General features: G+C 70.7%; 23 protein-coding genes and 1 pseudogene. 13 read left to right on the plus strand and 11 right to left on the minus strand.

Annotation, left to right across the window (positions count from 1 at the left end; translation table 11 throughout):
- Window positions 1-44: 44 nt before the first annotated feature.
- The 4 genes and pseudogenes from ACZ61C_RS46420 to ACZ61C_RS46435 all read right to left on the minus strand — a co-directional run bounded on the left by ACZ61C_RS46420 (window position 45) and on the right by ACZ61C_RS46435 (window position 5,444).
- The gene (locus ACZ61C_RS46420; protein ID WP_465314392.1) at window positions 45-1,751 is read right to left on the minus strand and encodes a glycosyl hydrolase family 18 protein; all 1,707 of its coding nucleotides are present in this window, start codon (window positions 1,749-1,751) and stop codon (window positions 45-47) included.
- Window positions 1,752-1,958: 207 nt separating this feature from the next.
- A complete protein-coding gene (locus ACZ61C_RS46425; RefSeq protein WP_465314393.1) occupies window positions 1,959-3,227 on the minus strand; it encodes an alginate lyase family protein in 1,269 nt (422 codons plus the stop codon).
- 91 nt (window positions 3,228-3,318) lie between these two features.
- The gene (locus ACZ61C_RS46430; RefSeq protein ID WP_465314394.1) at window positions 3,319-4,026 is read right to left on the minus strand and encodes an aspartate/glutamate racemase family protein; all 708 of its coding nucleotides are present in this window, start codon (window positions 4,024-4,026) and stop codon (window positions 3,319-3,321) included.
- Window positions 4,023-5,444 (minus strand): annotated as a pseudogene (locus tag ACZ61C_RS46435) (NCS1 family nucleobase:cation symporter-1). Before ACZ61C_RS46435 ends, ACZ61C_RS46430 begins: the two are co-directional and overlap by 4 nt.
- Window positions 5,445-5,643: 199 nt before the next feature.
- Between ACZ61C_RS46435 and ACZ61C_RS46440 the strand changes: the two are divergent.
- Window positions 5,644-6,321: a GntR family transcriptional regulator gene (locus tag ACZ61C_RS46440; RefSeq protein ID WP_465314395.1), complete on the plus strand. Its 678-nt coding sequence runs from the start codon at window positions 5,644-5,646 to the stop codon at window positions 6,319-6,321.
- Here the strand turns inward: ACZ61C_RS46440 and ACZ61C_RS46445 are convergent.
- A complete protein-coding gene (locus ACZ61C_RS46445; RefSeq protein ID WP_465314396.1) occupies window positions 6,297-6,905 on the minus strand; it encodes a DJ-1/PfpI family protein in 609 nt (202 codons plus the stop codon). The two genes, ACZ61C_RS46440 and ACZ61C_RS46445, sit on opposite strands and share 25 nt — an antisense overlap.
- Window positions 6,906-6,969: 64 nt before the next feature.
- Here ACZ61C_RS46445 and ACZ61C_RS46450 point away from each other — a divergent pair, with 64 nt between their 5' ends.
- The 4 genes from ACZ61C_RS46450 to ACZ61C_RS46465 all read left to right on the plus strand — a co-directional run bounded on the left by ACZ61C_RS46450 (window position 6,970) and on the right by ACZ61C_RS46465 (window position 12,164).
- A complete protein-coding gene (locus tag ACZ61C_RS46450; protein WP_465314397.1) occupies window positions 6,970-8,301 on the plus strand; it encodes an aminotransferase-like domain-containing protein in 1,332 nt (443 codons plus the stop codon).
- Between the two features lie 226 nt (window positions 8,302-8,527).
- Window positions 8,528-9,688 (plus strand): acyltransferase, encoded by a 1,161-nt coding sequence (locus ACZ61C_RS46455; RefSeq protein WP_465314398.1) that lies wholly within the window; start codon window positions 8,528-8,530, stop codon window positions 9,686-9,688.
- 149 nt (window positions 9,689-9,837) lie between these two features.
- Window positions 9,838-11,538, plus strand: coding sequence for a CTP synthase (locus tag ACZ61C_RS46460; protein ID WP_465314399.1), 1,701 nt, complete (start codon window positions 9,838-9,840; stop codon window positions 11,536-11,538).
- Window positions 11,535-12,164 carry an NUDIX domain-containing protein gene (locus ACZ61C_RS46465; protein ID WP_465314400.1) on the plus strand — a complete coding sequence of 210 codons (630 nt, stop codon included), beginning with the start codon at window positions 11,535-11,537 and terminating at the stop codon, window positions 12,162-12,164. The genes ACZ61C_RS46460 and ACZ61C_RS46465 overlap by 4 nt, the downstream gene beginning before the upstream one ends.
- Window positions 12,165-12,259: 95 nt before the next feature.
- Here ACZ61C_RS46465 and ACZ61C_RS46470 read toward each other — a convergent pair whose 3' ends face one another.
- From ACZ61C_RS46470 to ACZ61C_RS46480, 3 genes are read right to left on the minus strand one after another with little or no spacing between them, the layout of a single operon-like run.
- Window positions 12,260-12,460 (minus strand): hypothetical protein, encoded by a 201-nt coding sequence (locus ACZ61C_RS46470; RefSeq protein ID WP_257921124.1) that lies wholly within the window; start codon window positions 12,458-12,460, stop codon window positions 12,260-12,262.
- A 7-nt stretch (window positions 12,461-12,467) separates the two neighbouring features.
- Window positions 12,468-13,577 carry a fatty acid desaturase family protein gene (locus ACZ61C_RS46475; protein ID WP_465314401.1) on the minus strand — a complete coding sequence of 370 codons (1,110 nt, stop codon included), beginning with the start codon at window positions 13,575-13,577 and terminating at the stop codon, window positions 12,468-12,470.
- Between the two features lie 11 nt (window positions 13,578-13,588).
- Window positions 13,589-14,656 carry a ferredoxin reductase gene (locus ACZ61C_RS46480; RefSeq protein WP_465314402.1) on the minus strand — a complete coding sequence of 356 codons (1,068 nt, stop codon included), beginning with the start codon at window positions 14,654-14,656 and terminating at the stop codon, window positions 13,589-13,591.
- A gap of 93 nt (window positions 14,657-14,749) precedes the next feature.
- Here ACZ61C_RS46480 and ACZ61C_RS46485 point away from each other — a divergent pair, with 93 nt between their 5' ends.
- The 5 genes from ACZ61C_RS46485 (at window position 14,750) to ACZ61C_RS46505 (ending at window position 19,060) form a co-directional block, all read left to right on the plus strand.
- Window positions 14,750-15,403 (plus strand): TetR family transcriptional regulator, encoded by a 654-nt coding sequence (locus ACZ61C_RS46485; protein ID WP_465314403.1) that lies wholly within the window; start codon window positions 14,750-14,752, stop codon window positions 15,401-15,403.
- A 123-nt stretch (window positions 15,404-15,526) separates the two neighbouring features.
- A complete protein-coding gene (locus ACZ61C_RS46490) occupies window positions 15,527-16,639 on the plus strand; it encodes a Re/Si-specific NAD(P)(+) transhydrogenase subunit alpha (RefSeq protein ID WP_465314404.1) in 1,113 nt (370 codons plus the stop codon).
- Window positions 16,636-16,947, plus strand: a complete 312-nt coding sequence (locus tag ACZ61C_RS46495; RefSeq protein WP_465314405.1) for an NAD(P) transhydrogenase subunit alpha part 2 — start codon at window positions 16,636-16,638, stop codon at window positions 16,945-16,947. The genes ACZ61C_RS46490 and ACZ61C_RS46495 overlap by 4 nt, the downstream gene beginning before the upstream one ends.
- Window positions 16,944-18,332, plus strand: a complete 1,389-nt coding sequence (locus ACZ61C_RS46500; protein WP_465314406.1) for an NAD(P)(+) transhydrogenase (Re/Si-specific) subunit beta — start codon at window positions 16,944-16,946, stop codon at window positions 18,330-18,332. The genes ACZ61C_RS46495 and ACZ61C_RS46500 overlap by 4 nt, the downstream gene beginning before the upstream one ends.
- Window positions 18,329-19,060: a lipoate--protein ligase family protein gene (locus tag ACZ61C_RS46505; protein WP_465314407.1), complete on the plus strand. Its 732-nt coding sequence runs from the start codon at window positions 18,329-18,331 to the stop codon at window positions 19,058-19,060. The genes ACZ61C_RS46500 and ACZ61C_RS46505 overlap by 4 nt, the downstream gene beginning before the upstream one ends.
- Before the next feature lie 115 nt (window positions 19,061-19,175).
- Here ACZ61C_RS46505 and ACZ61C_RS46510 read toward each other — a convergent pair whose 3' ends face one another.
- Window positions 19,176-19,622, minus strand: coding sequence for an Lsr2 dimerization domain-containing protein (locus ACZ61C_RS46510; RefSeq protein WP_465314408.1), 447 nt, complete (start codon window positions 19,620-19,622; stop codon window positions 19,176-19,178).
- A 138-nt stretch (window positions 19,623-19,760) separates the two neighbouring features.
- On the opposite strand from ACZ61C_RS46510, the gene ACZ61C_RS46515 reads away from it, so the two are divergent.
- Entirely contained in the window at window positions 19,761-21,155 is a 1,395-nt protein-coding gene (locus tag ACZ61C_RS46515; protein ID WP_465314409.1) for a dihydrolipoyl dehydrogenase family protein, read from the plus strand.
- Window positions 21,156-21,158: 3 nt separating this feature from the next.
- Here ACZ61C_RS46515 and ACZ61C_RS46520 read toward each other — a convergent pair whose 3' ends face one another.
- Window positions 21,159-23,564 carry a hypothetical protein gene (locus tag ACZ61C_RS46520; RefSeq protein ID WP_465314410.1) on the minus strand — a complete coding sequence of 802 codons (2,406 nt, stop codon included), beginning with the start codon at window positions 23,562-23,564 and terminating at the stop codon, window positions 21,159-21,161.
- 212 nt (window positions 23,565-23,776) lie between these two features.
- On the opposite strand from ACZ61C_RS46520, the gene ACZ61C_RS46525 reads away from it, so the two are divergent.
- Both ACZ61C_RS46525 and ACZ61C_RS46530 read left to right on the plus strand, forming a co-directional pair.
- On the plus strand, window positions 23,777-24,280 hold the full coding sequence (locus tag ACZ61C_RS46525) for a DUF3145 domain-containing protein (protein WP_465314411.1): 504 nt from the start codon (window positions 23,777-23,779) through the stop codon (window positions 24,278-24,280).
- Between the two features lie 109 nt (window positions 24,281-24,389).
- Entirely contained in the window at window positions 24,390-24,983 is a 594-nt protein-coding gene (locus tag ACZ61C_RS46530) for a hypothetical protein (protein WP_465314412.1), read from the plus strand.
- 51 nt (window positions 24,984-25,034) lie between these two features.
- Here ACZ61C_RS46530 and ACZ61C_RS46535 read toward each other — a convergent pair whose 3' ends face one another.
- Window positions 25,035-26,285 carry a beta-ketoacyl-[acyl-carrier-protein] synthase family protein gene (locus ACZ61C_RS46535; protein WP_465314413.1) on the minus strand — a complete coding sequence of 417 codons (1,251 nt, stop codon included), beginning with the start codon at window positions 26,283-26,285 and terminating at the stop codon, window positions 25,035-25,037.
- Window positions 26,286-26,303 lie beyond the last annotated feature (18 nt).

Below are 26,303 nucleotides of genomic sequence, written 5' to 3' on the forward strand. Positions count from 1 at the left end.
GTGGTAATTAGGGTTAGAACCCTAATTACCACTCACGACACCTTTCAGCCGGCCAGCCAGAGGGCCGGGACGTTCGGCGGTTCCCAGCCCACCAGCGAGGTGTGGGCCTGGCGGCACGTGTACGTGACGCCGTTGTAGGTCACCTTCGCACCCGTCGCGTACGCCGTGTTCGGGGCCCACGCGGGCACCGACGGCGGCGTTGTCGGGGTGGTGGGTGTGGTCGGCGTGGTGGGGGTGGTCGGAGTGGTCGGGGTCGTGGGTGTGGTGGGGGTCGTCGGAGTGGTGGTCGGCGGTGGGGTCGAGCAGTTCGGCGTCGAGGCCGCCAGCCCGTTGACCACCGCGTGGAACAGCGTCGAGCCCGGGTCCAGGTCGTAGAGCGAGAACATCATCGCGCCGCCGAGGCCCGTGCAGTGGATGTAGTCCGTGCGCGCCTTGATCGACTGCGCCGACGAGCCGCCGTAGAAGTTCGTGCCGTCGTAGAACCAGGCCGACTGCGTGACCGGGTCCCAGTACGTGTCCGCCGGGTTGTCGACGAGGCCGGACAGCTCCTTGTACATCGCGACACCGGGGACGTTGCCGCTCAGCGCGTGGCCGGGTGACGGGCCCGAAGCGGACTGGTAGAGCCCGTGGTTCGAGCCGGCCGGGACGCCGGTCCAGCCGCGGTAGTAAAACGGGATGCCCAGCGTCAGCTTGCTCGCGGGGAATCCGCCGGCGAGGCCGTACGCGCTGTTGCCGTGCAGGTAGTCCTTGACCACCGAGTCGATCGTGTACTTCTCGGTGCCGGGCGGGATCGTGCCGGACGGGTCGCCCGGCGACGAGTAGAGCGGGTCCTGGAAGTTCGTCGGCCCGGTCGCGTCCCACGCGCCGTGCATGTCGTAGGTCATCGCGTTGCCGAAGTCCAGGTACTGCCCGATCTTGTCGGTCTGCAGCTTCGCGATCTTGTCCTGCCCGCCGGGCAGCGCGGCCGAGAGCGCGTAGTGCTTGCCGCCCAACGCGTCCAGCTCGCTGCGGAACTCCGCCATCAGCGCGGTGTAGTTCGCGGTGTCGGCGGCGCTGTAGTGGTTGCCGACGTGCCCGGTCGGGGAAGCCGGGTACTCCCAGTCGATGTCGATGCCGTCGAAGATGCCCGCCGCGGTGCCCGGGCCGCCGTACCCGCCGGCCGCCGGGATGTTGCCCTTGATGAACATGTCGAGGCACGAGCTGACGAACTTCTTGCGCGACGCGTCGGTCGCGGCGGCGTCGGAGAAGTACTTCGAGTACGTCCACCCGCCGATCGACAGCAGCACCTTGAGGTTCGGGTGCCGGGCCTTGAGCTCCTGCAGCTGGTGGAAGTTGCCGGCGACCGGCTGGTTCCAGACGTCGGCGGTGCCGTCGACGCTGATGTCGGAGCCGAAGGACTTCTGGTAGTCGGCGAACTGGTCACCGCCGCCGTCCCCGGCGTTCGGGTCGGTCTCGCCGCCCGGGTCGGGCGTGGTCGCCTTCGTCGCCTCGAAGCAGGTGTGGTTCGTCGGGTCGATGTTCTCGAAGTCGTAGAGCAGGTAGTCGAGGTTGTTGGCGATGGAGTCGACGTTCTTCAGGTAGTAGGCGTTCTGGTAGATGGACCACTGGTCGAAGTAGGCGATCCGGACCCCGCCGGAGGTCGCCGCGGCGGCGCCTGGGGCGGCCGGTCCGGCGATCGTGAGCGCGCCCACGACCACGGCGGCCGCGGCGGCGGCGAACCACGCCAGTCTTCGGGAAACTCCTCTGGCCATGCTGTCTCCTCGCGCAGGCGGACGGCCCTCTCCCGGGCCGCGACGGCGCGGGAGAGGGCGTACGCGACGGTTCTTCACGAAGCGGGTCCGGCCCCGGTCATGAATGTGCGCGCGAGGACACCGAGTGTCAATACTTTGGACTAGACCAATCTTGCGGAGGCGTGCGCTATGGGGTGTGGTGTCCGGATTTCCCAGCGTTGGTAGGGGTTACTTGAGCGGCGGGTCGAGCGGGAAGCACGACACGCGCACCGGCCACGTGTCCCCGCCGGCGGGCAGCGGCATCTTCTTCAGCGCCGCGGCCGCGGCCTGGTCGTGGGCCTCCTCGGCCGCGGCGTGGAAGATGTCCGCCGCGATCGACTGGTCGAACACGCCGATCTGCTGGTGCGGCCAGCCCGCGGCGCCCTGCAGCGCGCCCGGGATCAGCTGGTCGACGACCTTGCGCAGGGTCACCCCGTTCGGTGCGGTGTACTTCCAGACGTCGACGCCGAGGTTCTTCCCGAGTTCCGCCATCCGGCCCCACGCGGTGAGGTTGAAGTTGACGTAGTGCCACGACATCGTCCGCGAAAGCTCCAGCGGCTGGCTGCCGTCGGCGGCGAACTGCACCGGGAACCGCTTCTTCTCGGCGTCCAGGACGATCTTCTTCGCCGTGTCCCGCTTGCCGAGGTACGCCGCGATGGTCGCGTTCTGCATGTCGAGGAAGGTGCCGTGGTTGTTGGTGGCGGCCAGTTCCAGCTTCGCCTGCGGGCTGGTCTGCATCCAGTTCAGGTACTGCGTCAGCCACGCCTTGACGCCGTCGCGGTCCTTGCCGGTCCAGCCCGGCGCGCCGCCGTCGAGGAGGGCGAAGACGTCGAGGACCTGGCTGAACGACTGCGTCGAGTCGATGATCCCGGTGCCGCTGACCGTGGTCTTGCACGGGATGATCTGCGAGTACGTCATGTTCGGGTTCATCTTGGTGGCCGGGTCGAGGAACCACGTCCGGATGTCCAATGCCGCCCGCTTCGCGTATTTCGCGTCGCCGGTGTAGTACCAGGCGAGCGAGAGGTAGTACATCGCGTCCCAGGCCACCATCCGGTAGGTGTGGTCGGTGATCGCGTCGGCCTCGGGGTTGCGCTGGCCGTCCTTGTTGACGTACGGGCAGCCCTGCGGGTTTTCCGGGGTCTTCTCACTCGCCCACCAGTAGGGGGCCTGGCTCATGTAGTCGTGCTTGTCGCCGCTCGGCGGCGCGGTCGGCTTGTCCATCACCGACCACGGCCCGGCGGTGAGCGCGGTGTTCGCCTTGGCCAGCACGGTTTTCAGCGCGTCCCGCTGGGCCTGGGACGCGTGCCCGCCGCGCAGCGCCTGCTTGATGTTCGCGAGCTTGGCGCCGTCGGTGACGATCGTGTGCGGTGGCGACGCGGCGGCCGCCGTTCCGCTGATCGGGACCAGGAACACACTCGCGGATACCGCCATCGCGCCGAGAACGCGGAGCCTTCGCACGTCGACCGCCTTTCGGGGACGTCAAGATCCCCACGTCGTCACCGGGCGGCGGTACGGCTGGAGGGATTCTGGCGTCCCCGTGCGGTGGGTGTCAATCGGGCCAGGTCCGGCGCTTGTCGAGCGGCTTGGCGTAGGAACCCGCGCGGCTGGTCTTCAGGCCCAGGCCGACGAGCGACTCGGCGAGCCGGACAGCCGCCGCGACGCCGTCTATCACCGGGATGTCCAGCATCGTGGCGATCTTCCGGTCCAGCCCGGTCATCCCGGCGCAACCGAGCACGAGCACTTCCGCCCCGGCGTCGCGGGCACGCCGGCCGGCGGTCAGCAGCGCCGACTCCGTCCGGCGTTCGTCGGTCAGCTCCAGCACACCCAGCCCGGCGCCGGTGACCGTGACGCAGTTCCGCGCGACCCCGGCGGTGTGCAGGCTGTCCTCGATCAGCCCGACCGTCCGGTCCAAAGTGGTCACCACGCCGTAGCGGCGGCCGAGCAGGCACGCCAGGTGCGCGGCGGCTTCGGTGATGTCGACGACCGGGACGTCGAGCAGCTCGCGCGCGCCCTCGCGGCCGTGCTCGCCGAACCCCGCGAGCACCACCGCGTCGAACGTTTCTTCCAGGCCCCGCAACAGATCCAGCACCGCCGCGGCGGAGAGGAAGCTGTCCAGCCACCCCTCGGCCGACTCCGGGCCCCACTTCGGGGTCCGCGCCAGGATCTCGGTGCCGGGACTCGCGGCCGCGCGGGCCCCGGCTTCGATCTCCTTCGTCATCGCCTCGGTGGTGTTGCAGTTGGTGACGACGATCTTCATCGGTGCTTCCTCGAGACCGCGAAGTACAGCAGCGCCGACGACGCCGTGCCGATGAACCACGAGTACGGCGCGGCCGGGGCGAAGAACGGCACCAGCGCGATCACCGCGGCGAGCGCGGCGGTCGGGAAGAACGTCACGAGCGCACGCGGGTTCACGCGGGGGTAGATCCCGCCGTCGACGAACAGCTGCGCGACGTCGACCTTGCCGCGGCGGATCAGGTAGTAGTCGACGATCATGATCCCGAACAGCGGCCCGAGGAACGCGCCGAGCCCGCCGAGGAAGTAGTTGACGACCGTCGGCGACGAGTACAGCTTCCACGGCAGCACGCACAACGCGGCGACCGCGCTGATCAGCCCGCCGATGGTGAACGAGATCCGCTTCGGCCAGATGTTGGCCAGGTCGTAGGCGGGGGAGACGAAGTTCGCGACGATGTTGACGCCCATGGTGGCGATGGCGAAGGTCAGCGCGCCGACGATCAGCACGGGGGTGTTGTGCACCTTCGAAAGCAGCTCCGCCGGGTCGGTGATGGCCTCGCCGAACACCTGCATGCTGCCCGCGGTGACGATCACCGACAGCAGCGCGAACGCCGTCGAGTTGATCGGCAGGCCCCAGAAGTTGCCGCGCTTCACCGTCTTCTGGTCCGGGGCGAAGCGGGAGAAGTCGCAGAAGTTCAGCATCAGCGTGCCGTAGGTGGCCAGGATGAGCCCGGCCGCGCCGAACCACTGCCGGATCTGCTCACCCGTCGAGAGCTGTTTCGGGCTGCTGGTCAGGGAAATGTTCCAGTGCCCGGCGGCGAGGATCCAGACGGCGAGGGCGATCATCACGACCCAGATCGCCGGGCCGCACCAGTCCTGGAACTTGCGCACGGACTCCATTCCCCGCGTCAGGATGAGCGCCTGGACCGCCCACAGGGCCACGAAGCAGATCCAGCCGAGCGCGTGCAGGCCGAGGAAACCGTGTTCGGTCAACGGTTTCAGGCCGGGGTCGATGGCGAGCACGAGCAGCGTGATGGCGACGCTGGCGAGGTAGGTCTGGATGCCGTACCAGAAGATCGCGATGACCGCCCGGATCAGCGCGGGCAGGTTGGCGCCGAACGTGCCAAAGCTGATCCGCGCGACGACCGGGAACGGGACGCCGGTGCGCTGCCCGATCCGGCCCATCAGGTTCATGCCGGCGTAGATGATCACAAAGCCGAACAGCAGGGCGGTGAAGACCTGCCAGGCCGAGAGGCCGAGCACGAACAGCCCGGCCGCGAAGGTGTAGTTGCCGAGGTTGTGCACGTCCGACATCCACAGCGCGAAGATGTCGTAGACCTTCCAGCGGCGGTCCTTCGCCGGGGCGAGGTCTTCGTTTCAGAGCCGGGGATCCGGCGGTGAGCTCGTCTCTTGCTGGGATTCGGTGAGCGGGGCGGCGGTCATGCGGGCCTCCGATCGACGGATGCTTTCGGGGGTTCCGGGTGGCGGAGCCCCCGGCCGGGGCGAAGCCCCGCGTGTCACAGTGCAGCGACGGCGATTTGGGATACCAAAATTTGGCATCCCAAATATCACCCTCGCGTCCGCCGTCGTCAACCCTCCGGCCCGTAAACTTGTGTTACAGGCATGTTGAGGGAGGGAACCGGTGACAACGGCGAGCGAGCGGCAACCCCTCGCGGCCACCCGGCAGCGGGTGCGCGACGAGCTGCGCGAGCGCATCCTGACCGGCCGGCTCCGCCCGGGTGACCGGCTGGTCGAGCGGGAGCTGGCCGAAGACCTCGGTGTCTCCAGGGTGCCCGTGCGCGAGGCCATCCGCAGTCTCGAAGCCGAAGGGTTCCTCGTCGAGCAGTCGGCGCGGCGGATCGTCGTCCGGCAGCTGGCACGGGTCGACGTCGAGGAGCTGTTCGACGTCCGTGAGGCCCTCGAAGGGCTCGCCGCCGGGCGTGCCGCCGAACGGGCCGGGGCGCCGGAGCTGAAGCGGCTCGAGCGGATGCTGGCCGACGCCGCCCGCGCGACCGCTCGCGACGACGCCGCCAAGATCACCGTGTTCAACTCGCGCTTCCACGACGAGATCGTCGCCATCGCGGGCAACACGCTGCTCACCACGATGCTGCAGCCGCTGCAGGGCCGGCTCCGCTGGCTGACCAGCCAGAACGAGCACTGGACCGAGCTGCTCGACGAGCACCGCCGGCTCTACGACGCGATCGCCTCAGGCGACGCGGAGCGCGCGCACGCCGAAGCCGTCGAGCACGTGCGCGTCAACCGGGAAGTGACGCTCACGTCGCTCTTCGGCACGGATCAGGCCACCGCCGGCTCCAGGTAGGGCGTGACGTTGCGCAGTGCCCGCGCGACGTAGTCCTCCTTCTCGCCGACCGGGGCGACGTAGTGCATCGCGTGCTCGGCGGCTTCGAGGCCGTGGAGCCGGGCGATGACCCACGTCGCGAGGTAGGTCGAGGCCAGGCAGCCGCCCGCGGTGGCGAGCGTGCCGCGGGCGAAGAACGGCTGGTTCAGCACTTCGACCCCGGCCGCGACGACCCATGGCCTGGTCGTCAGGTCGGTGCACGCGGGGACGTCGGCGAGCAGTCCCAGCTTCGCCAGGACGAGCGTGCCGGAGCACTGCGCGGCCAGCAGCTGCCGGGCGGGGTCGAGCCGGCTCAGCGTCGCCATGATCGCCGGGTCCTCGACCACTTTGCGGGTCCGCGCGCCGCTGCCGACGATGACGGCGTCGGCGGCGCAGGCCTCTTCGAGGTCGATCGCGGCGTCGATCGTGACCCCGTTCATCGACGTCACGCGCGGGGCCGGGCTCGCGATCGACACGCGTGAGCCGGGCACCCGGTTCAGGACGCCGAGGGCGATCAGCGAGTCGAGTTCGTTGTAGCCGTCGAAGGTCAGGATCGCGGTGTGCATGGCGGCCACGCTAAGGCCGCCGATCCAGGACAGTCCACAAATTGTCCTGCCTACAATCGGGCGCGTGCGGGTGCCGAAGTACAAGGGCGTCGTCGACACGTTCGCGGCGGGGATCCGGGCCGGGCGGTGGCCGGCGGGCACGCGGCTGCCCACCCACCGCCGGCTGGCCGCGGACGAGGGCATCGCCGTGGTGACCGCGTCCCGCGTCTACGCCGAGCTCGAGGCGATGGGGCTGGTCAGCTGTGAACAGGGGCGGGGCACGTTCGTCCGTGACCTGGCCGCCGGGGACGGGGTCGACGAGCGGTCGGTGGCCGCCGACGCCGTCGACCTCAGCTTCAACTACCCGGCCGTGCCCGGGCAGGCCGACCTGCTGCGCCAGGCGCTGCGGGACCTCGCCACGGCCGGCGACCTCGACGCGCTGCTGCGCTACCAGCCGCACCGCGGCCGCGCCGAAGACCGGGCCGCCGTCGCCCGGCACCTGCGGCTGCGCGGGCTGGCCGTCGGCCGCGAGCGGGTGCTGATCACCGGCGGCGCCCAGCACGGCCTCGCCGTGACGGCGATGGCGCTGTTCTCCCCGGGGGACGTCGTCGCGGCCGACGCCGTCACCTACCCCGGGTTCCGGGTGCTCGCGCGCACGCTCGGGCTGGAGGTCGCGCCCGTGCCGGTGGCCGACGGCGGTCCCGACCTCGACGCCTTCGACCGGCTCTGCCGGCGGCGTCGCGTCCGCGCGGTCTACACGATGCCGACCCTGCACAACCCGCTCGGCTGGGTGCTCTCCGCCGAACAGCGCGCACGGCTGGTCGAGATCGCCCGGCGGCACGGCGTGACGATCGTCGAAGATGCTTCCTACGCCTACCTGGCCGCGGACGCGCCGCCGCCGCTGGCGGCGCTCGCCCCGGAGTGCACGGTCTACGTGTCCGGGCTCTCGAAGAGCGTCGCGACCGGGCTGCGGATCGGGTTCGCCGCCGCGCCGGTCGAGCTCGTCCCAGCCGTCGAGACGGCGATCCGCGCGACGACGTGGAACACCCCGGCCCTGACGGTGGCCCTCGCGCGCCGCTGGCTCGACGACGGTACGGTCGAGCGCTTGGAGGCGGACAAGCGCGAAGACGCCCGGCGGCGCCAGGCGCTCGCCTCCGAAGTGCTCGCCGGGCTGCCCTGGCTCGGGCACCCGTCGTCGTACTTCCGGTGGCTGCCACTGGCCCGGGACTCCCGGCCGGACCGGATCGCGGCGGCACTGGCCCGGCGGCGGGTCGCGGTCTCGACGGCGGAGCCGTTCGCGACGACGCCGGCGGTGCCGCAGGCACTCCGGCTGGCCCTCGGTTCGGTCGGGAAGACGGAACTACGGAGTGCGCTCGAAGCGGTCCGGGAGGAGGCCGATCGGGACGCTCTCCGCTGATCGGAGCGGCCGGCCGGGTGATGACTAAGGTCACGCTCGGTACCGGAGGGCTCACGCGTTAACATGATCCACGGCTCCCCGCTCCCTGAGCGGACGTGGCATATCCGACAGCCCGCCGGGGCCCTGCCAACAGGCGCTTCCCAGTGCCTTCATGGGAAATTCACAGAATGGGTGGCAAGTCTGACAACGTGAACCACGCCGACGACGGTGCCGGAACGGCGGCACGATGACGACTGCCCAGGCCACTCTCGAAGCTCCCGCCCGGACCACGAGACCGGGTGGGAAAGCGCCGTACCTGCACCAGATCGACCTCTTCCGGCTGATCACGTTCGCGTGCGTGATCCTCATCCATGTCGTGGGCGCGACGAACTTCGCCCAGGACGTCGGGGCGAACGCCGTCGAGACGCCGCTGCACTTCACGCGTGAGGCGTTCTTCGCGCTGACCGGGTTCGTGCTGGTGTTCCAGAACCGCGGCCGCGAGATCACGCCGTCCGACTTCTGGCGCCGGCGGCTGCCGCTGGTCGCGACGCCGTACCTGGCGTGGACGATGTTCTTCTGGGCGTTCTCGCTGGTGACCGGCACGCAGCAGCCGGGCTCGCTCGAGGCGTCGATGCGCCTGCTGCTGAAGGACCTGGTGACCGGCGGCGCCTGGTACCACCTGTACTTCCTGCTCGTGACGATGCAGGTGTACCTGCTGTTCCCGCTGCTGATGAAGCTGCTGCGGGCGACCGCGGGCAAGCACAAGTGGCTGTTGCTCGGCAGCGGGCTGCTGCAGGTCGGCGTGACGTTGTTCATGACGTACCAGCCGCTGGGCGTCAGCTACGAGACGATCACCCACCTGTACGCCACGATCCTGCCGTACCAGTTCTACACGCTGTTCGGGGCCGTGGTGGCCATGCACTTCGAGGCCGTGCACGCCTGGGCGGGCCGGCACCGGCTGCTGCTCGGCGGCGCGCTCGTCGCGGTCTTGGCCGGCACCGAGTGGTACTACCTCCGGACCGTCCACAGTGGAACGTTCCCGCAGGTGGCCAGCGACCCGTTCCAGCCGTACCTGATCCCGTGGTTCCTCACGGTCATCGCGGCGATCTACGCGTTCAGCACGTGGTGGTCGGCGCGGCGCCGGGAAGGCGGCCGCGGGGCCCGGGTGGTCTCGTGGGCGGCGAACCGGTCGTTCAGCATCTTCCTGGTCCACCCGCTCGCGCTGGCCTTCCTCGGCCCGGTGATCCCGCACGTCGCCGAGCGCTTCGGCGCGCCGTGGCTGAGCGTGATCATCTACGTCGGCACGATCGCGCTGACGATCCTGATCGTCGAGGTGCTCCGGCGCCTGCCGGGCAGCCGGGCGCTGACCGGGCGGCCGCGGCTGAAGCTCGCGAAGGCCACCGCGTAGTCACCCTGCCGGGTGGTCAACGGCACACTGTGTCCTGCGGGGTCGAACCCCGCACCCCGCCGGGGGGCTCCGCCCCCACGGACCCCCGAAAGTGGCTTAGGGCATGTCCCGCCGCGCGGATCCGGAGCCTTCGGATATGCTGGCGGCCCGTGGGACTTCAGTCACGGGCTACCAAGTACGTTTTTGTCACCGGAGGCGTCGCCTCCTCTCTGGGTAAAGGACTCACGGCTTCCAGCCTGGGACAACTCCTTACCGCGCGCGGGCTTCGCGTCACGATGCAGAAGCTCGATCCGTACCTCAACGTCGACCCCGGGACGATGAACCCGTTCCAGCACGGTGAGGTGTTCGTCACCGACGACGGCGCCGAGACCGACCTCGACATCGGGCACTACGAGCGCTTCCTCGACCGCGACCTCGACGGCAAGGCCAACGTCACGACCGGCCAGGTCTACTCCGAGGTGATCGCCAAGGAGCGCCGCGGCGAGTACCTCGGCGACACGGTGCAGGTCATTCCGCACATCACCGATGAGATCAAGTCCCGGATCACCGCCGCGGCCGAGCCCGACGAGGCCGGCCAGACGCCGGACGTCGTCATCACCGAGGTCGGCGGCACGGTCGGCGACATCGAGTCGCTGCCGTTCCTGGAGGCGTGCCGCCAGGTCCGCCACGACGTCGGCCGCGACCACTGCTTCTTCCTGCACGTCTCGCTGGTGCCGTACCTGGCGCCCTCGGGCGAGCTCAAGACGAAGCCGACCCAGCACTCGGTCGCCGCGCTGCGCAACATCGGCATCCAGCCCGACGCGCTGGTCTGCCGGGCCGACCGCGAGATCCCCGAGGACCTCAAGCGCAAGATCGGCCTGATGTGCGACGTCGACACCGAGGCCGTCATCGCCTGCCCGGACGCGCGGTCGATCTACGACATCCCGAAGGTGCTGCACGGCGAGGCGCTCGACGCCTACGTCGTCCGCCGCCTCGGGCTGCCGTTCCGCGACGTCGACTGGACGGTGTGGGGTGACCTGCTCGACCGGGTGCACAACCCGAACGAGGTCGTCCGGGTCGCCGTCGTCGGCAAGTACATCGACCTGCCGGACGCCTACCTGTCGGTCACCGAGGCGCTGCGCGCGGGCGGGTTCGCCCACCGCGCCAAGGTCGAGATCGTCTGGGTCGCCTCCGACGACGCGCAGACCGCGTCCGGCGCGGCGTCCGTGCTGTCCGATGTGGACGGTGTGCTGATCCCGGGCGGGTTCGGCATCCGCGGCATCGAGGGCAAGGTCGGCGCGATCGAGTACGCCCGCACGCGCGGGGTGCCGCTGCTCGGCCTGTGCCTCGGCCTGCAGTGCATGGTCATCGAGGGCGCCCGGCACCTGGCCGGCATCGCCGACGCCGGCTCGTCGGAGTTCGACGAGAACACCAAGCACCCGGTGATCTCGACGATGGCCGACCAGCGCGACGTCGTCGCGGGGGAGCGGGACATGGGCGGCACCATGCGCCTGGGCGCGTACCCGGCGAAGCTCAAGCCGGGCTCGCAGGTCGCGAAGGCGTACGGCACCACCGAGGTGTCCGAGCGCCACCGCCACCGCTACGAGGTGAACAACGCCTACCGCAAGCAGCTCACCGACGCCGGCCTGGTCTTCTCCGGCACCTCGCCGGACGACCGCCTGGTCGAGTTCGTCGAGCTGCCCGCCGACAAGCACCCGTTCTTCGTCGGCACGCAGGCGCACCCGGAGCTCAAGAGCCGCCCGACTCGGCCGCACCCGCTGTTCAGCGCGTTCGTCAAGGCCGTGGTGGACCGCAAGGTCGCCGAGCGGCTGCCGGTCGAGCTGCCCGAAGCCCCCGTGGCCGCCCGGTGACCGCGCCGGGCGAGCACGAGTTCACCGTCGCTTCCAGCCGTGACGTCCACATCGGACGGGTGGTCGGCCTGCGGATCGACGACGTCGTGATGCCGGGCGGTGGCACCGCGGTCCGCGAGGTGATCGAGCACCTGGGCGCGGTGGCGATCGTCGCTTTGGACGAGTCGCAGCAGGTCACGCTGATCCACCAGTACCGGCACCCGATCGGGCACCGGCTGTGGGAGCTGCCCGCGGGCCTGATCGACCACCTCGGCGAGGACCCGGTCGGCACGGCCAAGCGGGAACTCGTCGAGGAGGCCGGTCTGGCCGCCGCGGACTGGGTGACGCTGGTCGACGTCGCGGCGTCGCCCGGCTTCACCGACGAGGTCGTGCGGGTCTTCCTGGCCCGTGGACTGTCCGATGTGGACCGGGACGTGCTCGGCGAGGAGGAGGCGGACCTCGTCATCCGGAAGTTCCCGCTCGCCGAGGCCGTGCGGATGGCCCTGGCGGGCGAGCTGGTGAACGGCGCCACGGTGTCCGGGGTGCTGGCCGCGCACGCGGTGGTCACCGGAGGGGCTCCGGCCCGTCCGGCGGACGCCCCGTGGGAGGACCGCCCGACGGCGTTCGCCAAGCGCAAGGAAGCCTGACCCGAGCGCCCCAAGGCGGCCTTGGGTGCGTCAGACGCACCGAAGGCCACATTGGGTGCGTCTGACGCACCGAAGGCCACATTGGGGCGCTCGGGTCAGGGGGCGTCCGGGTCGTCGTCCCGGGCCTTCTGCGCCGCCTCGCGCATCTCGATCACGTCGGTCAGCCAGTCGCCGGTCTCGCGGGCGATGTCGCGGATCGCTCCCGTGATGATCGAGGCGATGTTGCCGACGTGGGTCGCGGCGGACTCGGTGATCACCTGCAGGGTGTCCTTGTCTCGTTCGAACTGGCCCACCATGTCACCCTCACGCTGCTCGGAGCTGCCGGTCGGGTTCCACGGTAACCGGCGACGGCGAACTCTGCGGAAGAGCGAGCTTCACGATCTTCTTCGCCACCGACCAGAGCTGCTTGCGCAGCGGCCCCGTGTGGTACGGCAGGCCGTACTTCTCGCAGATCGCGCGCACCTCGCCGGCGATCTCCGGGTAGCGGCGCGCCGGGATGTCGGGGAACAGGTGGTGCTCGATCTGGTGGGACAGGTTGCCGCTCATGATGTGGAACAGCGGGCCGCCGGAGATGTTCGCCGAACCCAGGATCTGGCGCAGGTACCACTGGCCCCGGGACTCGGAAGCGGTCTCCTCCTCGGTGAAGCTCTCGACGTCGGCCGGGAAGTGGCCGCAGAAGATGATCGAGAACGACCACAGGTTGCGGACCAGGTTCGCGGTCGCGTTGCCGGCGAAGGTCAGCGGCGCGAGCGGCCCGGTCAGCAGCGGGAACAGCACGTAGTCCTTGCCGACCTGCCGCGACGCCTTGCGCAGGATGCGCCGGAGCACCGGCGCGTTGTCGGCCCACGACCGCTCGCCCTTGACGACGTTTTCGACCTCGAGGTCGTGCAGCATCACACCCCACTGGAAGAACAGCGCCAGCAGCGTCGCGTACACCGGGTTGCCCAGGTAGTACGGGTGCCACTTCTGGGCGGTGTCCATCCGCAGGATGCCGTACCCGACGTCGCGGTCCTTGTCGACGATGTTCGTGTACGTGTGGTGGATGTAGTTGTGCGAATGCCGCCAGTTCTCGGCCGGCGCCACGGTGTCCCACTCGAAGCGCTGCGAGCTCAGCGCCGGGTCGCGCGTCCAGTCGTACTGGCCGTGCATGACGTTGTGGCCGATCTCCATGTTGTCGAGGATCTTCGCCACCGACAGCGCGCCGACACCGGCGAGCCACGCGGGCGGGAAGAACCCGGCGAACAACAGCGCGCGGCCCGCGACCTCGAGGCCGCGCTGGGTCTTGATGATGCCGTGGATGTAGTCGACGTCTTCCTGGCCCAAGCTGTCGACGGTCCGCTGCCGCAGCGCGTCGAGCTCGCGGCCGAACTCCTCGACCTGTTCCGGGGTCAGGCGGTCCTGCAGACCGGTCATGGCGGTTCTCCTTAAGCGTCGATCTCGACGTCCCCGACCGGGACGGAGATGCAGAGCTGGATTTCTTCGTCTTCTTCGCCGGAGACCTCGCCCGTCTTGGCGTTGCGGACGCGGCCGGCGGTCTTGAGCTGGGTGCAGGAGAAGCAGATGCCCATCCGGCAGCCGTGCTCCGGCGACAGGCCCGCTTCCTCGGCCTGCTCCAGCAACGGCTTCCCGGAGTTGGCGCACTCCCGGTCGCTGCGCTTGAACCGGACCTGCCCCTCGGCGTTCGCCGTGTCGAAGGTCAACGCCGGCGGCGTGAACTCTTCGGTGTGCACCCGTTCACCCAGCTGGTCACGCACGGCGTCCATCAGCGGCTTCGGGCCGCAGACGAACGCCTCCGCGTCGCGGTGCCACGGCGCGACGCGCTCGAGGTGTTCCGGCGAGAAGAACCCGCGCAGGTCGCCGCCCTGGGTGTGGGTGTAGGCGTGCACGACCTTCAGCCCGGGGTGCCGGGCGGCGAGCTCGGCCAGCTCGGTGCGGTAGAGCGCGTCGGCCGGGCCGTTCGAGTACTGCAGGAACACGATCTCGCCGGCGTGCCCCTCGGCGACCAGGGTGCGCACCATGGCGAGCACGGGCGTGACCCCGCTGCCGCCGCCGATCAGCAGCACCCGTCCGGGCCGGGTGGCCGGCAGCGTGAACGTGCCGTCCGGAGTGGACAGACCGACCACCGAGCCGGCGCCGATCGCGCGGTTCAGGTGCCCGGAGACAAGGCCCTGCTCCTTGACCGTGAACTCCAGCTCACCGTCGTACTGCGAACCGCACGGCGAATAGCAGCGCGTGCGCCGGACGCCGTTGATCTCCACCTGCAGGCGGACGTACTGGCCGGCGGTGAAGCCGGGCCACGCGCGGCTGGGCCGCACGGTGAGCGTGACGGTGTCCGGTGTCTGCTTGCGCACCGCAGTGACCAGGCCGCGGATCTCGCGGCGGACCAGCATCGGGTCGACGAGCTCCAGGTAGCGGTCCATCCCGTGCGGGGTCAGCAGCGCTTCGGCCAGCGAGGCCAGGCTGCGCACCCGCCGGGGGATGAGCGCCGTCATCGGAGACCTCCTCGATTACAGTGAACGACTGTACACTCAACAGTGCACTGCAGGAGTGGACTGCGTGTCAACGAACGACGCGGAGGATGTGACGTGAGCAACGCGGTGGACATCCGTACGCTGGACCTCGTGTCCGAAGAGCCCGTAAGCCGCCAGGAGCGCAAGCAGCGCACGCGCCAGGCGTTGCTGGACACCGCACTGGAGCTGCTGGCCGACCGCCCGTTCGCGAGCCTTTCCCTGCGTGAGGTCGCGAAGGGCGCCGGTTTGGTCCCGACGGCGTTCTACCGGCACTTCGCCTCGATGGAGGAGCTCGGCGTCGCGCTCGTCGAAGAAGCGACCCGCACCCTGCGCGGCATGATGCGCTCGGCGCGCAGCGACCCGGACACCTACCGGGGGATGATCAGCGCTTCGGTCGCCACCGTGCACCAATTCGTCCGGGCGAACGAGGACCATTTCCGGTTCCTCACCCGCGAACGCTACGGCGGCGGCCCGCTCGCCCGCGCCATCGCCGTCGAACTGCGGATGTTCTCCGGTGATCTCGCGATCGACCTCGCCCGGTTCACGCCGCTGCGGGCGTGGAGCACCGAAGACCTGCACATGCTGGCCGACTTGATCGTTTCCGTAATGATCACCACGACGGTGGAACTGCTGGAAGCGCGCCCTGGTGAAGACGCAAAAATCACCGGAACGGCGGAAAAACGGCTGCGGTTGGTCCTGCTCGGGATCCCCCATTGGAAAACGAGCTGAACGTTTCCGGCACAACGCTCGTATCTTCTGGCACATCCCCGGGACTTGCGACCCACGTCACTGGGGACTGTCGGTCCGGCGTGGTACAACCCACGGATCGTGCCTCGCCGATGAGGAGGTCGTGTGGCGGACAGCGAACAGGATCAGCAGCTCACCGTGGGCGTGGTGGCCGAGTCACGCCCCGGGGAGCGCCGGGTGGCCATGGTGCCCAAACTGGTCGGGAGACTCGTGCAGCGCGGGCTGCGCGTGCTCGTCGAACCGGGCGCCGGGGCCGGGGCGCACCTGAGTGACGACGCGTACACCCAAGCGGGCGCCGAACTCGGCGACGCCTGGGGCGCGTCGGTCGTCGTCAAGGTGAACCCACCCGCGCCGGAAGAGATCGCCAAGCTGAGCCGGGGCGCCGTGCTCATCGGCTTCCTCGACCCGCGCGGCAACCCGGAGGGGCTCGCGAAGCTCGACGAAGCGGGCCTCAAAGCGTTCGCCATGGAAGCGGTCCCGCGGATCTCCCGGGCCCAGGCGATGGACGCGCTGTCGTCGCAGGCCAGCATCGGCGGGTACCGCGCCGTGCTGCTCGCGGCGCAGAAGCTCCCGCGCTTCTTCCCGATGCTCACCACCGCGGCGGGCACCGTGCCGCCGGCGAAGGTGCTGGTGCTCGGCGCCGGCGTCGCCGGCCTGCAGGCGCTGGCCACCGCGAAACGGCTCGGCGCGCAGACCACCGGCTACGACGTGCGGCCCGAGGTCGCCGAGCAGGTCAAGTCGCTCGGCGCGCAGTTCCTGGACCTCGGCATCGAAGCGGTCGGCGAAGGCGGGTACGCCCGCGAGCTGACGGCGGAGGAGCGCGAGGAGCAGCAGCGGCGGCTCACCGAGGCCATCACGAAGTTCGACGTCGTGATCACCACCGCGCTGGTGCCGGGCCGCAAGGCGCCGACCCTGGTCACCGCGGACGCGGTCAAGGGCATGCCGGCCGGGTCGGTGGTCGTCGACCTCGCCGGCGAGACCGGCGGCAACTGCGAGCTGACCAAGCCGGGCGAGGACGTCGTGGAGCACGACGTCACCATCTCCTCCCCGCTGAACCTGCCCGCCGAAATGCCTTCGCACGCCAGCGAGCTCTACGCCCGGAACGTCACCGAGCTGCTGGAGCTGCTGGTGACGAAGGAAGGCGCGCTGGAGCTGAACTTCGAGGACGAGATCGTCGCCGGTGCCTGCGTGGCCGGGCGCGAAGGGAGCCCGGCATGAGTCCCCTGGTGCAGAACCTGGCGGTGCTGGTGCTCGCCGGGTTCGTCGGCTTCGCCGTCATTTCCAAGGTGCCCAACACGCTGCACACGCCACTGATGTCCGGCACCAACGCGATCCACGGCATCGTGCTGCTGGGCGGGCTGGTCGTGCTCGGCCTCGGCGTCGACGGCGTCTTCAACAAGATCCTGCTGGTGATCGCGATCGCCTTCGGCACGATCAACGTCGTCGGCGGCTTCCTGGCCACCGACCGGATGCTGTCGATGTTCAAGGCCAAGAAGCCCGCGCCCGGCGAGGAGGAGGACAAGTGACCGACTTCGTCGCGATCCTCTACATCGTCGCGTTCGCCCTCTTCATCTACGGCCTGATGGGCCTGACCGGCCCGCGCACCGCGGTCCGCGGCAACTGGATCGCCGCGGTCGGCATGGGCATCGCCGTCATCGCCACCCTGCTGACGCCGGGCATGGGCAACTGGCTGCTGATCGTCCTCGGCGTCGCGATCGGCGCGGTGGTCGGCGTGCCGTCGGCGCGCAAGGTCAAGATGACCGCGATGCCGCAGATGGTGGCCCTGTTCAACGGTGTCGGCGGCGGCGCGGTCGCGCTCATCGCGTGGGTCGAGTTCAACTCCACCGACGGCTACGCGCACGAGCCGACGTACATCGCGATCGCGTCGCTGTTCGCCGCGATCATCGGGTCGATCTCCTTCTGGGGCTCGAACGTCGCGTTCGGCAAGCTCCAGGAGCTGATCAGCGGCCGCCCGATCACGATGGGCAAGCTGCAGCAGCCGGTCAACGCGCTGCTCCTGCTGATCGCCCTCGCGTGCGCGGTGGGCATCATCGCCGGCGGCAACTCGTGGCTGCTGATCGTCGGGCTGCTCGTCGCGGCCGGCATCCTCGGCCTCACCGTCGTGCTGCCGATCGGCGGCGCGGACATGCCGGTCGTGATCTCGCTGCTCAACGCGTTCACCGGTCTGTCGGCCGCGGCGATGGGCCTCGCGCTGGACAACACGGCGCTGATCGTGGCCGGCATGATCGTCGGCGCGTCCGGCTCGATCCTGACCAACCTGATGGCCAAGGCGATGAACCGGTCCATCCCGGCGATCGTCGCGGGCGGCTTCGGCGGCGGTCCGGCGGTCGCGTCCGGCGGGGGCACGAAGGAAGAGCGCCCGGTGCGTTCGACCAGCGCCGCCGACACCGCGATCCAGATGGCGTACGCCAGCAAGGTCGTCGTGGTGCCGGGCTACGGCATGGCCGTGGCGCAGGCGCAGCACACCGTCCGCGAGATGGCGAAGCTGCTGGAGAAGAAGGGCATCGCAGTCGCCTACGCGATCCACCCGGTGGCCGGGCGCATGCCCGGGCACATGAACGTGCTGCTCGCCGAGGCCGACGTGCCCTACGAGCAGCTCAAGGAGATGGACGAGATCAACTCCGAGTTCGGTCAGACCGACGTCGCGCTGGTGATCGGCGCGAACGACGTCACCAACCCGGCCGCGCAGACCGACCCGAGCTCGCCGATCTACGGGATGCCGATCCTCAAGGTCAACGAGAGCCGGTCCGTGATCGTGTTGAAACGCGGCATGAGCTCGGGCTTCGCCGGCATCGACAACGACCTGTTCTACGATCCGAAGACCAGCATGCTCTTCGGGGACGCCAAGTCGTCGGTGGGCGAGATCGTGGAGGAACTCAAAGCGTTATGACAACCGGGTCGGACGTGCGCGCGGCGTTCACCGATCCGGCCGAGAACCTCGCTTTCGACGAAGCGCTCCTCCGGGTTGCGCCCGAGTCACCGGTCGTGTGGCTCTGGCGCAACCCGGTTTGTGTCGTGGTGGGCCGCGGGCAGCGGATCGCGCGGGAGGTGCACGTCGATGCGTGCTCGCGCGACGGCGTCCCGGTGCTGCGGCGCGCGAGCGGCGGCGGCACGGTGTTCCACGACCCGGGCAACCTGAACGTGACGCTGGTCCTGCCCGGGCCCGCCGACCGGCCGCTGGAAGCGCTCGGCCAGGTGATGAGCGCCGCCGTCGACCAGCTCGGGCTGGTGCCGCGGATCGGCGACCGCGGGCTGTTCGTCGGCGAGGCGAAGCTGTGCGGGTTCGCGGTGTTCCGCACCAAGACCGGGCTGCTCGCCCACTCGACGCTGCTGGTCGAGACGTCGGCGGAGCTGGTCGGGCGGTACCTGACCAGCGCGCCGCCGGACCCGCGCCCGCTCGACTCCCACCGCAGCCCGGTGGCGTCGCTGGCCGAGCACGGGCTGCGGCCCGGCTTCCCGGCGGTCGAGGCGGCGGTGCGGGCGGCGGCGTCACAGCTGCTCGGCACGCTGGTGCCGCGCCCGCCGTCCGCGGCCGAGCTGGCCCGGCAGCGGGCGCTGCTGCACACCCGCTACCGGTACCCGGCCTGGCACGCGGACGGTTCCCAGCGCGCGGCCTGACCCCAGCGCCCCAATGTGGCCTTCGGTGCGTTGAACGCACCCAAGGGGCCCTTCGGTGCGTTAGACGCACCCAAGGGCCCCTTGGGGCGCTCGGGTCAGGCTGTCTACTGTGGACTTATTTTTCGGCCGCCGAGAACGTGACGGTGGGCGCCTTGCGGGCGGCCGCGCGGGTGGTCTTCTTCGGCTCCGCCGTCTTGCGCACGCGGGTGGTCTTCGCAGGCTCGGCCTTCGCGGCGGTCTTCTTCGCCGGGGCCTTGGCGGTGGTCTTCGGTGCCGCGGCCTTGGTGGCGGCTGTCGTGCGCCCGGCGACCGGCTTTGCGGTCTTGGGGGCGGCCTTCGCCTTGGTCTTCTTCGCGCCCGGGACGATCCGCGGCCGGCGCTTGCGGCCGCCGGCGCGCCGGCCCGCGTCGGCGTAGCGCTGCAGCAGCTCGCGCAGCGCCTCGGCGTTGGCGAAGGTGAGGTCGATGTCGTAGTCGACGCCGTCCAGCGAGAACCCGACCGTCTCGCCGGCGGGGTCCCCGGTCAGATCGTCCAGGACCCGCACAGCCGTGTTTCTGGCCACGACAAACCTCCCGTGCTCGAACGTGGTTGCTCGCGCGCACCGGGCCCGACGGCACCCGGTGCCGCCGATGTCTTGCAGCTTCCTGACGAGGATAACTGCTGGCTTGCGCGATCCCGCGTGGTGGTGTGCGCTGAACCCATGTCTGGACAGACTTTTGACGTAGTGGTGGTCGGCGCGGGTCCGGTGGGGGAGGTGGCCGCCGAACGGGCGGCCCGTGGCGGCCTGAAGGTCGCCCTCGTCGAGCACGAACGCTTCGGCGGCGAGTGCTCGTACTGGGCGTGCATCCCGAGCAAGGCGTTGCTGCGGCCCGGAAATCTCCTCGCGGCGGCCAAGCGCGTGCCCGGGGTGCCGGTCGGCGACAAGATCGACCCCGCCGCGGTGTTCGCCCGCCGTGACTGGTTCACCGGCAAGGGTGACGACTCGGGCCAGGTCGAGTGGGCGCGCGGCGCCGGCATCGAGCCGGTCCGCGGGCACGGCGAGATCACCGGTGAGCGGGAGGTGACCGTCGGCGGCGACCGCGTCCTGACCGCGCGGCACGCGGTGATCGTCTGCACCGGCAGCGTGCCGAGCCGGCCGTCGATCCCCGGGCTCGACACGATCGAACCGTGGGGTTCGCGGGAGGCGACGTCGGCTTCGTCGGTGCCCGGCCGCCTCGGCGTGCTGGGTGGCGGGGTGGTCGGCGTCGAGATGGCGCAGGCGTTCGCGTCGCTCGGCTCGGAGGTCCACCTGGTGATCACCGGCGAGCGGCCGCTGCCGCGTAACGCCGCGTTCGCCGGCGACCTCGTCTTGCACGGTCTGCGTGAGGCCGGGGTCTACGTGCACACGGAGTCGGGCGTTTCCCGCGTCGCGGCCGTCGAGGGTGGCACCGAGCTGGCGCTGAAGGACGGCGAGACGGTCGTCGTCGACGAGTTCCTGGTGGCGACCGGCCGCCGTCCCGCGACGGCCGGGCTCGGCCTGGAGGCGTTCGGCGTCGAGCCCGGGCGCCCGCTGGAGGTCGACGACACCGGCCGCGTGTCCGCAGTGGACGGTGGCTGGCTGTACGCGGCGGGCGACGTCACCGGCCGGGCCCCGCTGACCCACCAGGGCAAGTACGGCGCCCGCGCGGCCGGCGACACGGTGGCGGCGCTGGCCGAGGGCAAGCCGGTGTCGGCTTCGCCGTGGAGCCCGTTCACCGCGACGGCCGACCACCACGCGATCCCGCAGGTGGTGTTCACCGACCCGGAGGTGGCGGCGGTCGGCCTGGCGGACGCCCGGCCCGGCTCGGCCGACCGCGTCGTCGACATCGACATCGCGGTGGCGGGCTCGTCCCTGCACGCCGACGGGTACACGGGTAAGGCCCGGATGGTGGTCGACACCGAGCGGAACGTTCTGCTCGGCGTGACGTTCGTCGGCCAGGACGTCTCGGAGCTGGTCCACTCGGCGACGATCGCGATCGTCGGCGAGGTGCCGCTGGACCGCCTGTGGCACGCGGTGCCGTCGTTCCCGACGATCAGCGAGGTGTGGTTGCGCCTGCTCGAGGCGTACGGGCTCTGAGGGTTACTGGGCCGGCAGGTCCAGGGCGGCTTTCGCGGCCCGGGTGAGGCCGGGATCGTCCGGAGTGGACGGTCCCGGCGCCCAGACGGCCTGCACCAGGCGCACGGAGGTGCCTTCGACCTTGCTGGCGTAGGCGGCGTTCTCGAAGCGGGGCGGCTGGGTGGCGCCCCACTGGCCGGTCTCGGTGGCGAGGTCGAGGATGCCGCCCCCGCCGGGGGTGTCGGCGACGGCCTTAAAGTCGGCGGCCTGAGCGGCATCGGGAAACTGCACGATCCCGACGGTGACGGCCCCGGCCCGCCCATCGATGGTGGCGGCGTAGCTCGCCCGCCGCACACCGGCGCAGCTGGTCTGCTGAAGGCTGGCTTGAGCATCCCCGAAGGCATGGGAGGCGCACCGTTGGTCACCCCCGGCGGCGCGCAGGGCGAACTGAAGGCTCTCGACAGGAGCGGCGCCGGCGGAGGAGCCGGGCGGCTGAGTGGCGGGAGTGGGCGGGCCAGTGGGTGCGGCGGCGGTGTCATCCCCGGTGGTGGCGACGGCAATCGCGGCGACGACCAGGACGACGAGCAGAGCGATGGCGGCCAGGGGGAGCCAGCGGACGGTCTTCGAGGCCGGAGTGGCGCCGCGGGCGGCGGGTTCGGGGCGCGGCCGGGGAGTGGGGAAGGACGGCGGCCCGAGGGGGTGCGCGGATCCGGTGGCCGGAGTGGACTTGGCGGCTTGAGCGGGCTCGCTGGACTCGGTGTGCTCAGTGGGCTTTGCGGTCTCGGTAGAGGAGGAACTGGCCGGCTTGGGGAGCCAGGGGAGCTCGGCTGCGCTGGTGGCCTCGGCGGTGGGGGAGGAACCGGCCGGTTTCGGGAGCCAGGGGAGCTGGACTGCGTTGGTGGCCGAAGTGGACTCGGCGGCTGAGGCGGGCTCCGTGGAGGGAGTTGGCTTGGCGGCCTGGGCCGGGTCGGTGGGTTGCGCTGGTTCGGCGGGCTCGGTCGGTTCGGTGGATTGCGCCGGGTCGGGGGGCTCGGTCAACCCGGCGGGCTCGGCCACTCCGATGGGCCGGGTCGCTCCGGTGGGCTGTGCGGGCTCGGTCGACTCGGTAGCTTGGGAGGATCCGTCGGGCTCGGTCGCTCCGGTGGATTGCGCCGGTTCGGTGGACCGGGTGGGCTGAGGTCGGGCGCTCCCGGGGAAGCGGAGAGTCTCGGTTTGCTCGGTGTCCGGGGCTTCGAGGGACTCGGTCCGCTCGGTTTCCGTGGCAGGAGCCGCGGGTCGCGGAGAGGACTCGGTGCCGGGGAACACCGGCAGGGCGGGAGTTTCCGCCGGTTCGATCTCGCCCTCAGTGAGAGACGAGAGAACCTCGGTGCGCTCGGCAGCGAAAGGCGCGGGATCTGCTGCGGAAGAGCCCGCTTGCGCAGCCTCGGGCCGCGTTTCGGCAGGGAGAGTGCCGCTCGAGACGGCAGAATTCGTGCTCGCCCGGGGCGCAGCTGAGTCCGGAGCGACCTCGGATGCGGCAGAAACCGCAGGCACTGCGGCAGAAAGGTCCGGTTCCGAAGCAGCACTGACAGCCGAGGCCGGTGTCTTGGTCCGCCAGTCGGCTCCGCTCGATGCCACCGGACCGGGTGAACCGCCCGCCACCGAGCCCGGCGCAGGAGAACTCGGCGCAGCCGCGCCGGCCGCCACTGGGCCCGGCGCACGAGAACCCGCCCCAGAAGAAACCGCCGCACCACCGTCCCAAAGGGACTCCGGGGGCGAGTCGTCCGAAAAGCGGCTGAAGCCCTCCCCCAGCAAAACCTCGTCCGACAGCTCCGGCGCCTCCGGAGCCAACCCCCGGATCAACGCCCGCACCTGGTCCACCGATCGGGGCCGGTGGGCCGTGGCCAGCGACACCGTCGCCGCCAGCATCGTCGTCGGGGTCGGGTGGAGGACCCGGACCGGGCCCGCCAGGTCGCCCGCCGGCTGGTCGACCGTCTCCACGTACGGTCCTACCGCGACGATCGTCCCCACCGGGGCCGTTCCCGGCACCAGGGACACGATGCGCTGCTCGCACGCCTGGGACAGGTCCAACGCCTCCGTCGCCGGGTTGACCGCGTCGTCGTCGGCGACCAGGGGCCAGCCGTCCGCCTTCCACTCCGCCCCCAGCGGGGCTTCCAGGCGCAGCGCCGGGTCCGGGAGGTCGACGCCGATCACGATGATCACCCCGTGTGGCAACAGGACTACCGCTTCGATCGGGCGCTCGGTCACCGAGCCGACCCCGACCAGCGCGATCCCGCCGACGACGGTGCTGCCGCGGCCCAGGGACGCCAGCGCCGCCCGGACGTCGTCGGCCACCCGGGACTGCTGCCGCTCCAGGCGCACCAGTCGCACCGAAACCCCTCCCTGCTCGTCGTTCCGGGTCATCACGCTAGCGCGCGTGGTGGTATCCACCGCGCGACACGGGGACGACGCGGCCGCGAGCCCACCGAAAGTGGGGCCCTGGGTGACTTGTGGTGTTCATGTGGCCAAACAGCACGGTTGGGGTGCAGAATGTGCTACAACGCATCGGAGGCGGTATTCGGGAGCCGCACTGAGGCCGCGCTGCAACTCGATTCAGGGCGTAGGGGAAGACGTCCCTCGTCGAGTTACAAGCGGAGGTAGCAGTGAGCACCCGTGGCAGCACCCGAGGTGTGGTGTACGTCCACTCGTCGCCGTCTGCGGTGTGTCCGCACGTCGAGTGGGCTATTTCGGGCACCCTGGGTGCCCGCGTTGACCTGAAGTGGACGGCGCAGCCGGCCAGTCCGGGTCAGCTTCGCGCCGAATGCGGCTGGCGCGCGCCCGCGGGCACCGGCGCCAGATTGGCGTCCGCCCTCAAGGCGTGGCCGATGATTCGGTTCGAAGTCACCGAAGAGCCCAGCGCGGGCCTCGACGGCGAACGGTTCTGCTTCGCGCCCGGCCTCGGCCTGTGGCACGGGCGGACCAGCGCCAACGGGGACATCGTGGTGGGCGAAGACCAGCTGCGCGCCCTCGTCGCCATGACCCGTGGGGGTGAGTCCCTCGCGCACAAGCTCGACGAACTCCTCGCCGCGGGCTGGGACGAGGCGCTCGAGCCCTACCGCCACGCCGGCGACGGCGCTCCGGTGACCTGGCTGCACCAGGTGGGCTGACCGGTTTCCCGCGAGCGGCCCGGCGCGACCTCGGGTGATCCCCGGCGCGCCGGGCTGCTCGCGCGTCCGGGCCCGGAGTCCCGCGGCCGGGGCCGGTACGCTTCCGGGCGTGACCAGCCCCGCCCCCAGCTCCCGCCAGCGCTGGCTGGTGCCCGTCGTGGTCGTGGTGCTCTCCGTGACCGTGGGTGCCGGCCTGCTCGCTCGCGAGCTCTACCGCCGGCCGGACCAGCCCACTGACGACACGTCCTCTTCGGTGTCGGCGCCGTCCTCGGCCAGCGGCGGTGAACCGGCCGCGGCGGACGCCGTCGGGATGACCGACGACGCGCGGGCGCACCCGCAGGCCGACGACGTCCGCAAGCTGCTGCAGCAGTACTTCGAGGCCATCAACACCAAGCAGTACGCGCAGTGGACGGCCGTGGTCAGCGCCCAGCGGATCGCGGAGCAGTCGCAGACGACCTGGAAGAACGGCGTCCGCACCACAAAGGACAGTGACGCGCTCGTCTACCGGATCGAGCGCGGCTCGGGCTCGTCGCTGCGGGTCCTGGTCGGGTTCACCAGCGTCCAGGACCGCGAGGACGCGCCCGTGTTCTTCCCGGAGCCGTGCATCAAGTGGCGGCTCGTGCTGCCCGTGATCGTCGAGAAGTCCGCCCTGAAGATCGACTCCGTCGACAAGGGCCCGCCGCCCGAACACGAAAAGTGCTGACGCGAGAAGGGGCCCGGCCGAAGCCGGGCCCCTTCTCGTTCGTCAGTGTGTTCAGGCCGCCGGGGTGAACAGCAGCGCGGTGTTGTGCCCGCCGAAGCCGAACGAGTTGCTGATCGCCGCGGTCAGCTCGACCTTGCGGGCCTCGCCCGCCACGACGTCCAGCTGCACCCGCGGGTCCAGGTCGGTCAGGTTCAGGGTCGCCGGCACGATGCCGTGGTAGAGCGCCAGGATCGTGATGATCCCCTCGACCGCGCCGGCGCCGCCGACGAGGTGGCCGAGCGCGCCCTTCGGCGCCGTCACGACCGGGTGTTCCCCGACCGCGTTGCGGATCGCCGCCGCCTCGCCGATGTCACCGACCACAGTGGACGTCGCGTGAGCGTTGACGTGCCCGATGTCCGCGGGGGTGACCCCGGCCATCTTCATCGCCGCGCGCATGGCGGCGATCTGGCCGATGCCCTCGGGGTGGTTGCCCGTGATGTGGTAGGCGTCCGAGGTGATGCCGTGGCCGGCGATCGTCGCGTAGATCCGCGCGCCCCGGGCCTTGGCCTGGTCCGCGCGCTCCAGGATGACCACGCCGGAGCCCTCGCCGAGGACGAAGCCGTCCCGGTTGGCGTCGAACGGGCGCGAGGCCGCGCCCGGGTCGTCGTTGCGCGTGGACACCGTGCGGGCCTGGGCGAACCCGGCCAGCGTGATCGGGTGGATGCACGCTTCGGCGCCTCCGGCGACCACGACGTCGGCACGCCCGGAGCGGATCATCTCCACGCCGTTCGCGATGCCTTCCGCGCCCGAAGCACAGGCCGAAGCCGGCGAATGCACCCCGGCCCGCGCCTTCAGGTCGATGCCCACGTGCGCCGCCGGACCGTTCGGCATCAGCATCGGCACGGTCAGCGGCGACACCTTGCGGAGACCCTGCTGGTGCAACAGGTCGTTCTGGGTGAGCAGGGTGACCGGGCCGCCGACACCGGTGCCGATCGACACGCCGAGGCGGTCGGGGTCGACGTCGGTGTGTTCGTCGGTCGGCTCGGCGTACCCGGCGTCGGCCCACGCCTGGCGGGCGGCGATCAGCGCGACCTGCTCGCAGCGGTCCAGCCGGCGGGCCTGCACCCGCGGGAGGACCTCCGACGGATCGACGGCCAGCTGACCGCCGATCTTGACCGGCAGCTGCAGCTCCTCGACCCAGTCGGCCTCGATCGCCCGGATCCCGCTCCGCCCGGCCAGCAGACCGTCCCACGTGGACGTCACGTCCCCGCCGAGCGGTGTGGTGGCGCCGAGACCGGTGATCACGACGTCGATGTTGCTCATGGGAGTCTCCTCAAGGAG

This window comes from Amycolatopsis sp. NPDC104587 (assembly GCF_055583645.1).

Coding starts and splice junctions, on each gene's coding strand:
- ACZ61C_RS46420 (WP_465314392.1), bottom strand. CDS start 1,751: ATGGCCAGAGGAGTTTCCCGAAGACTGGCGTGGTTCGCCGCCGCCGCG.
- ACZ61C_RS46430 (WP_465314394.1), bottom strand. CDS start 4,026: ATGAAGATCGTCGTCACCAACTGCAACACCACCGAGGCGATGACGAAG.
- ACZ61C_RS46445 (WP_465314396.1), bottom strand. CDS start 6,905: ATGCACACCGCGATCCTGACCTTCGACGGCTACAACGAACTCGACTCG.
- ACZ61C_RS46455 (WP_465314398.1), top strand. CDS start 8,528: ATGACGACTGCCCAGGCCACTCTCGAAGCTCCCGCCCGGACCACGAGA.
- ACZ61C_RS46470 (WP_257921124.1), bottom strand. CDS start 12,460: ATGGTGGGCCAGTTCGAACGAGACAAGGACACCCTGCAGGTGATCACC.
- ACZ61C_RS46475 (WP_465314401.1), bottom strand. CDS start 13,577: ATGACCGGTCTGCAGGACCGCCTGACCCCGGAACAGGTCGAGGAGTTC.
- ACZ61C_RS46480 (WP_465314402.1), bottom strand. CDS start 14,656: ATGACGGCGCTCATCCCCCGGCGGGTGCGCAGCCTGGCCTCGCTGGCC.
- ACZ61C_RS46495 (WP_465314405.1), top strand. CDS start 16,636: ATGAGTCCCCTGGTGCAGAACCTGGCGGTGCTGGTGCTCGCCGGGTTC.
- ACZ61C_RS46505 (WP_465314407.1), top strand. CDS start 18,329: ATGACAACCGGGTCGGACGTGCGCGCGGCGTTCACCGATCCGGCCGAG.
- ACZ61C_RS46515 (WP_465314409.1), top strand. CDS start 19,761: ATGTCTGGACAGACTTTTGACGTAGTGGTGGTCGGCGCGGGTCCGGTG.
- ACZ61C_RS46535 (WP_465314413.1), bottom strand. CDS start 26,285: ATGAGCAACATCGACGTCGTGATCACCGGTCTCGGCGCCACCACACCG.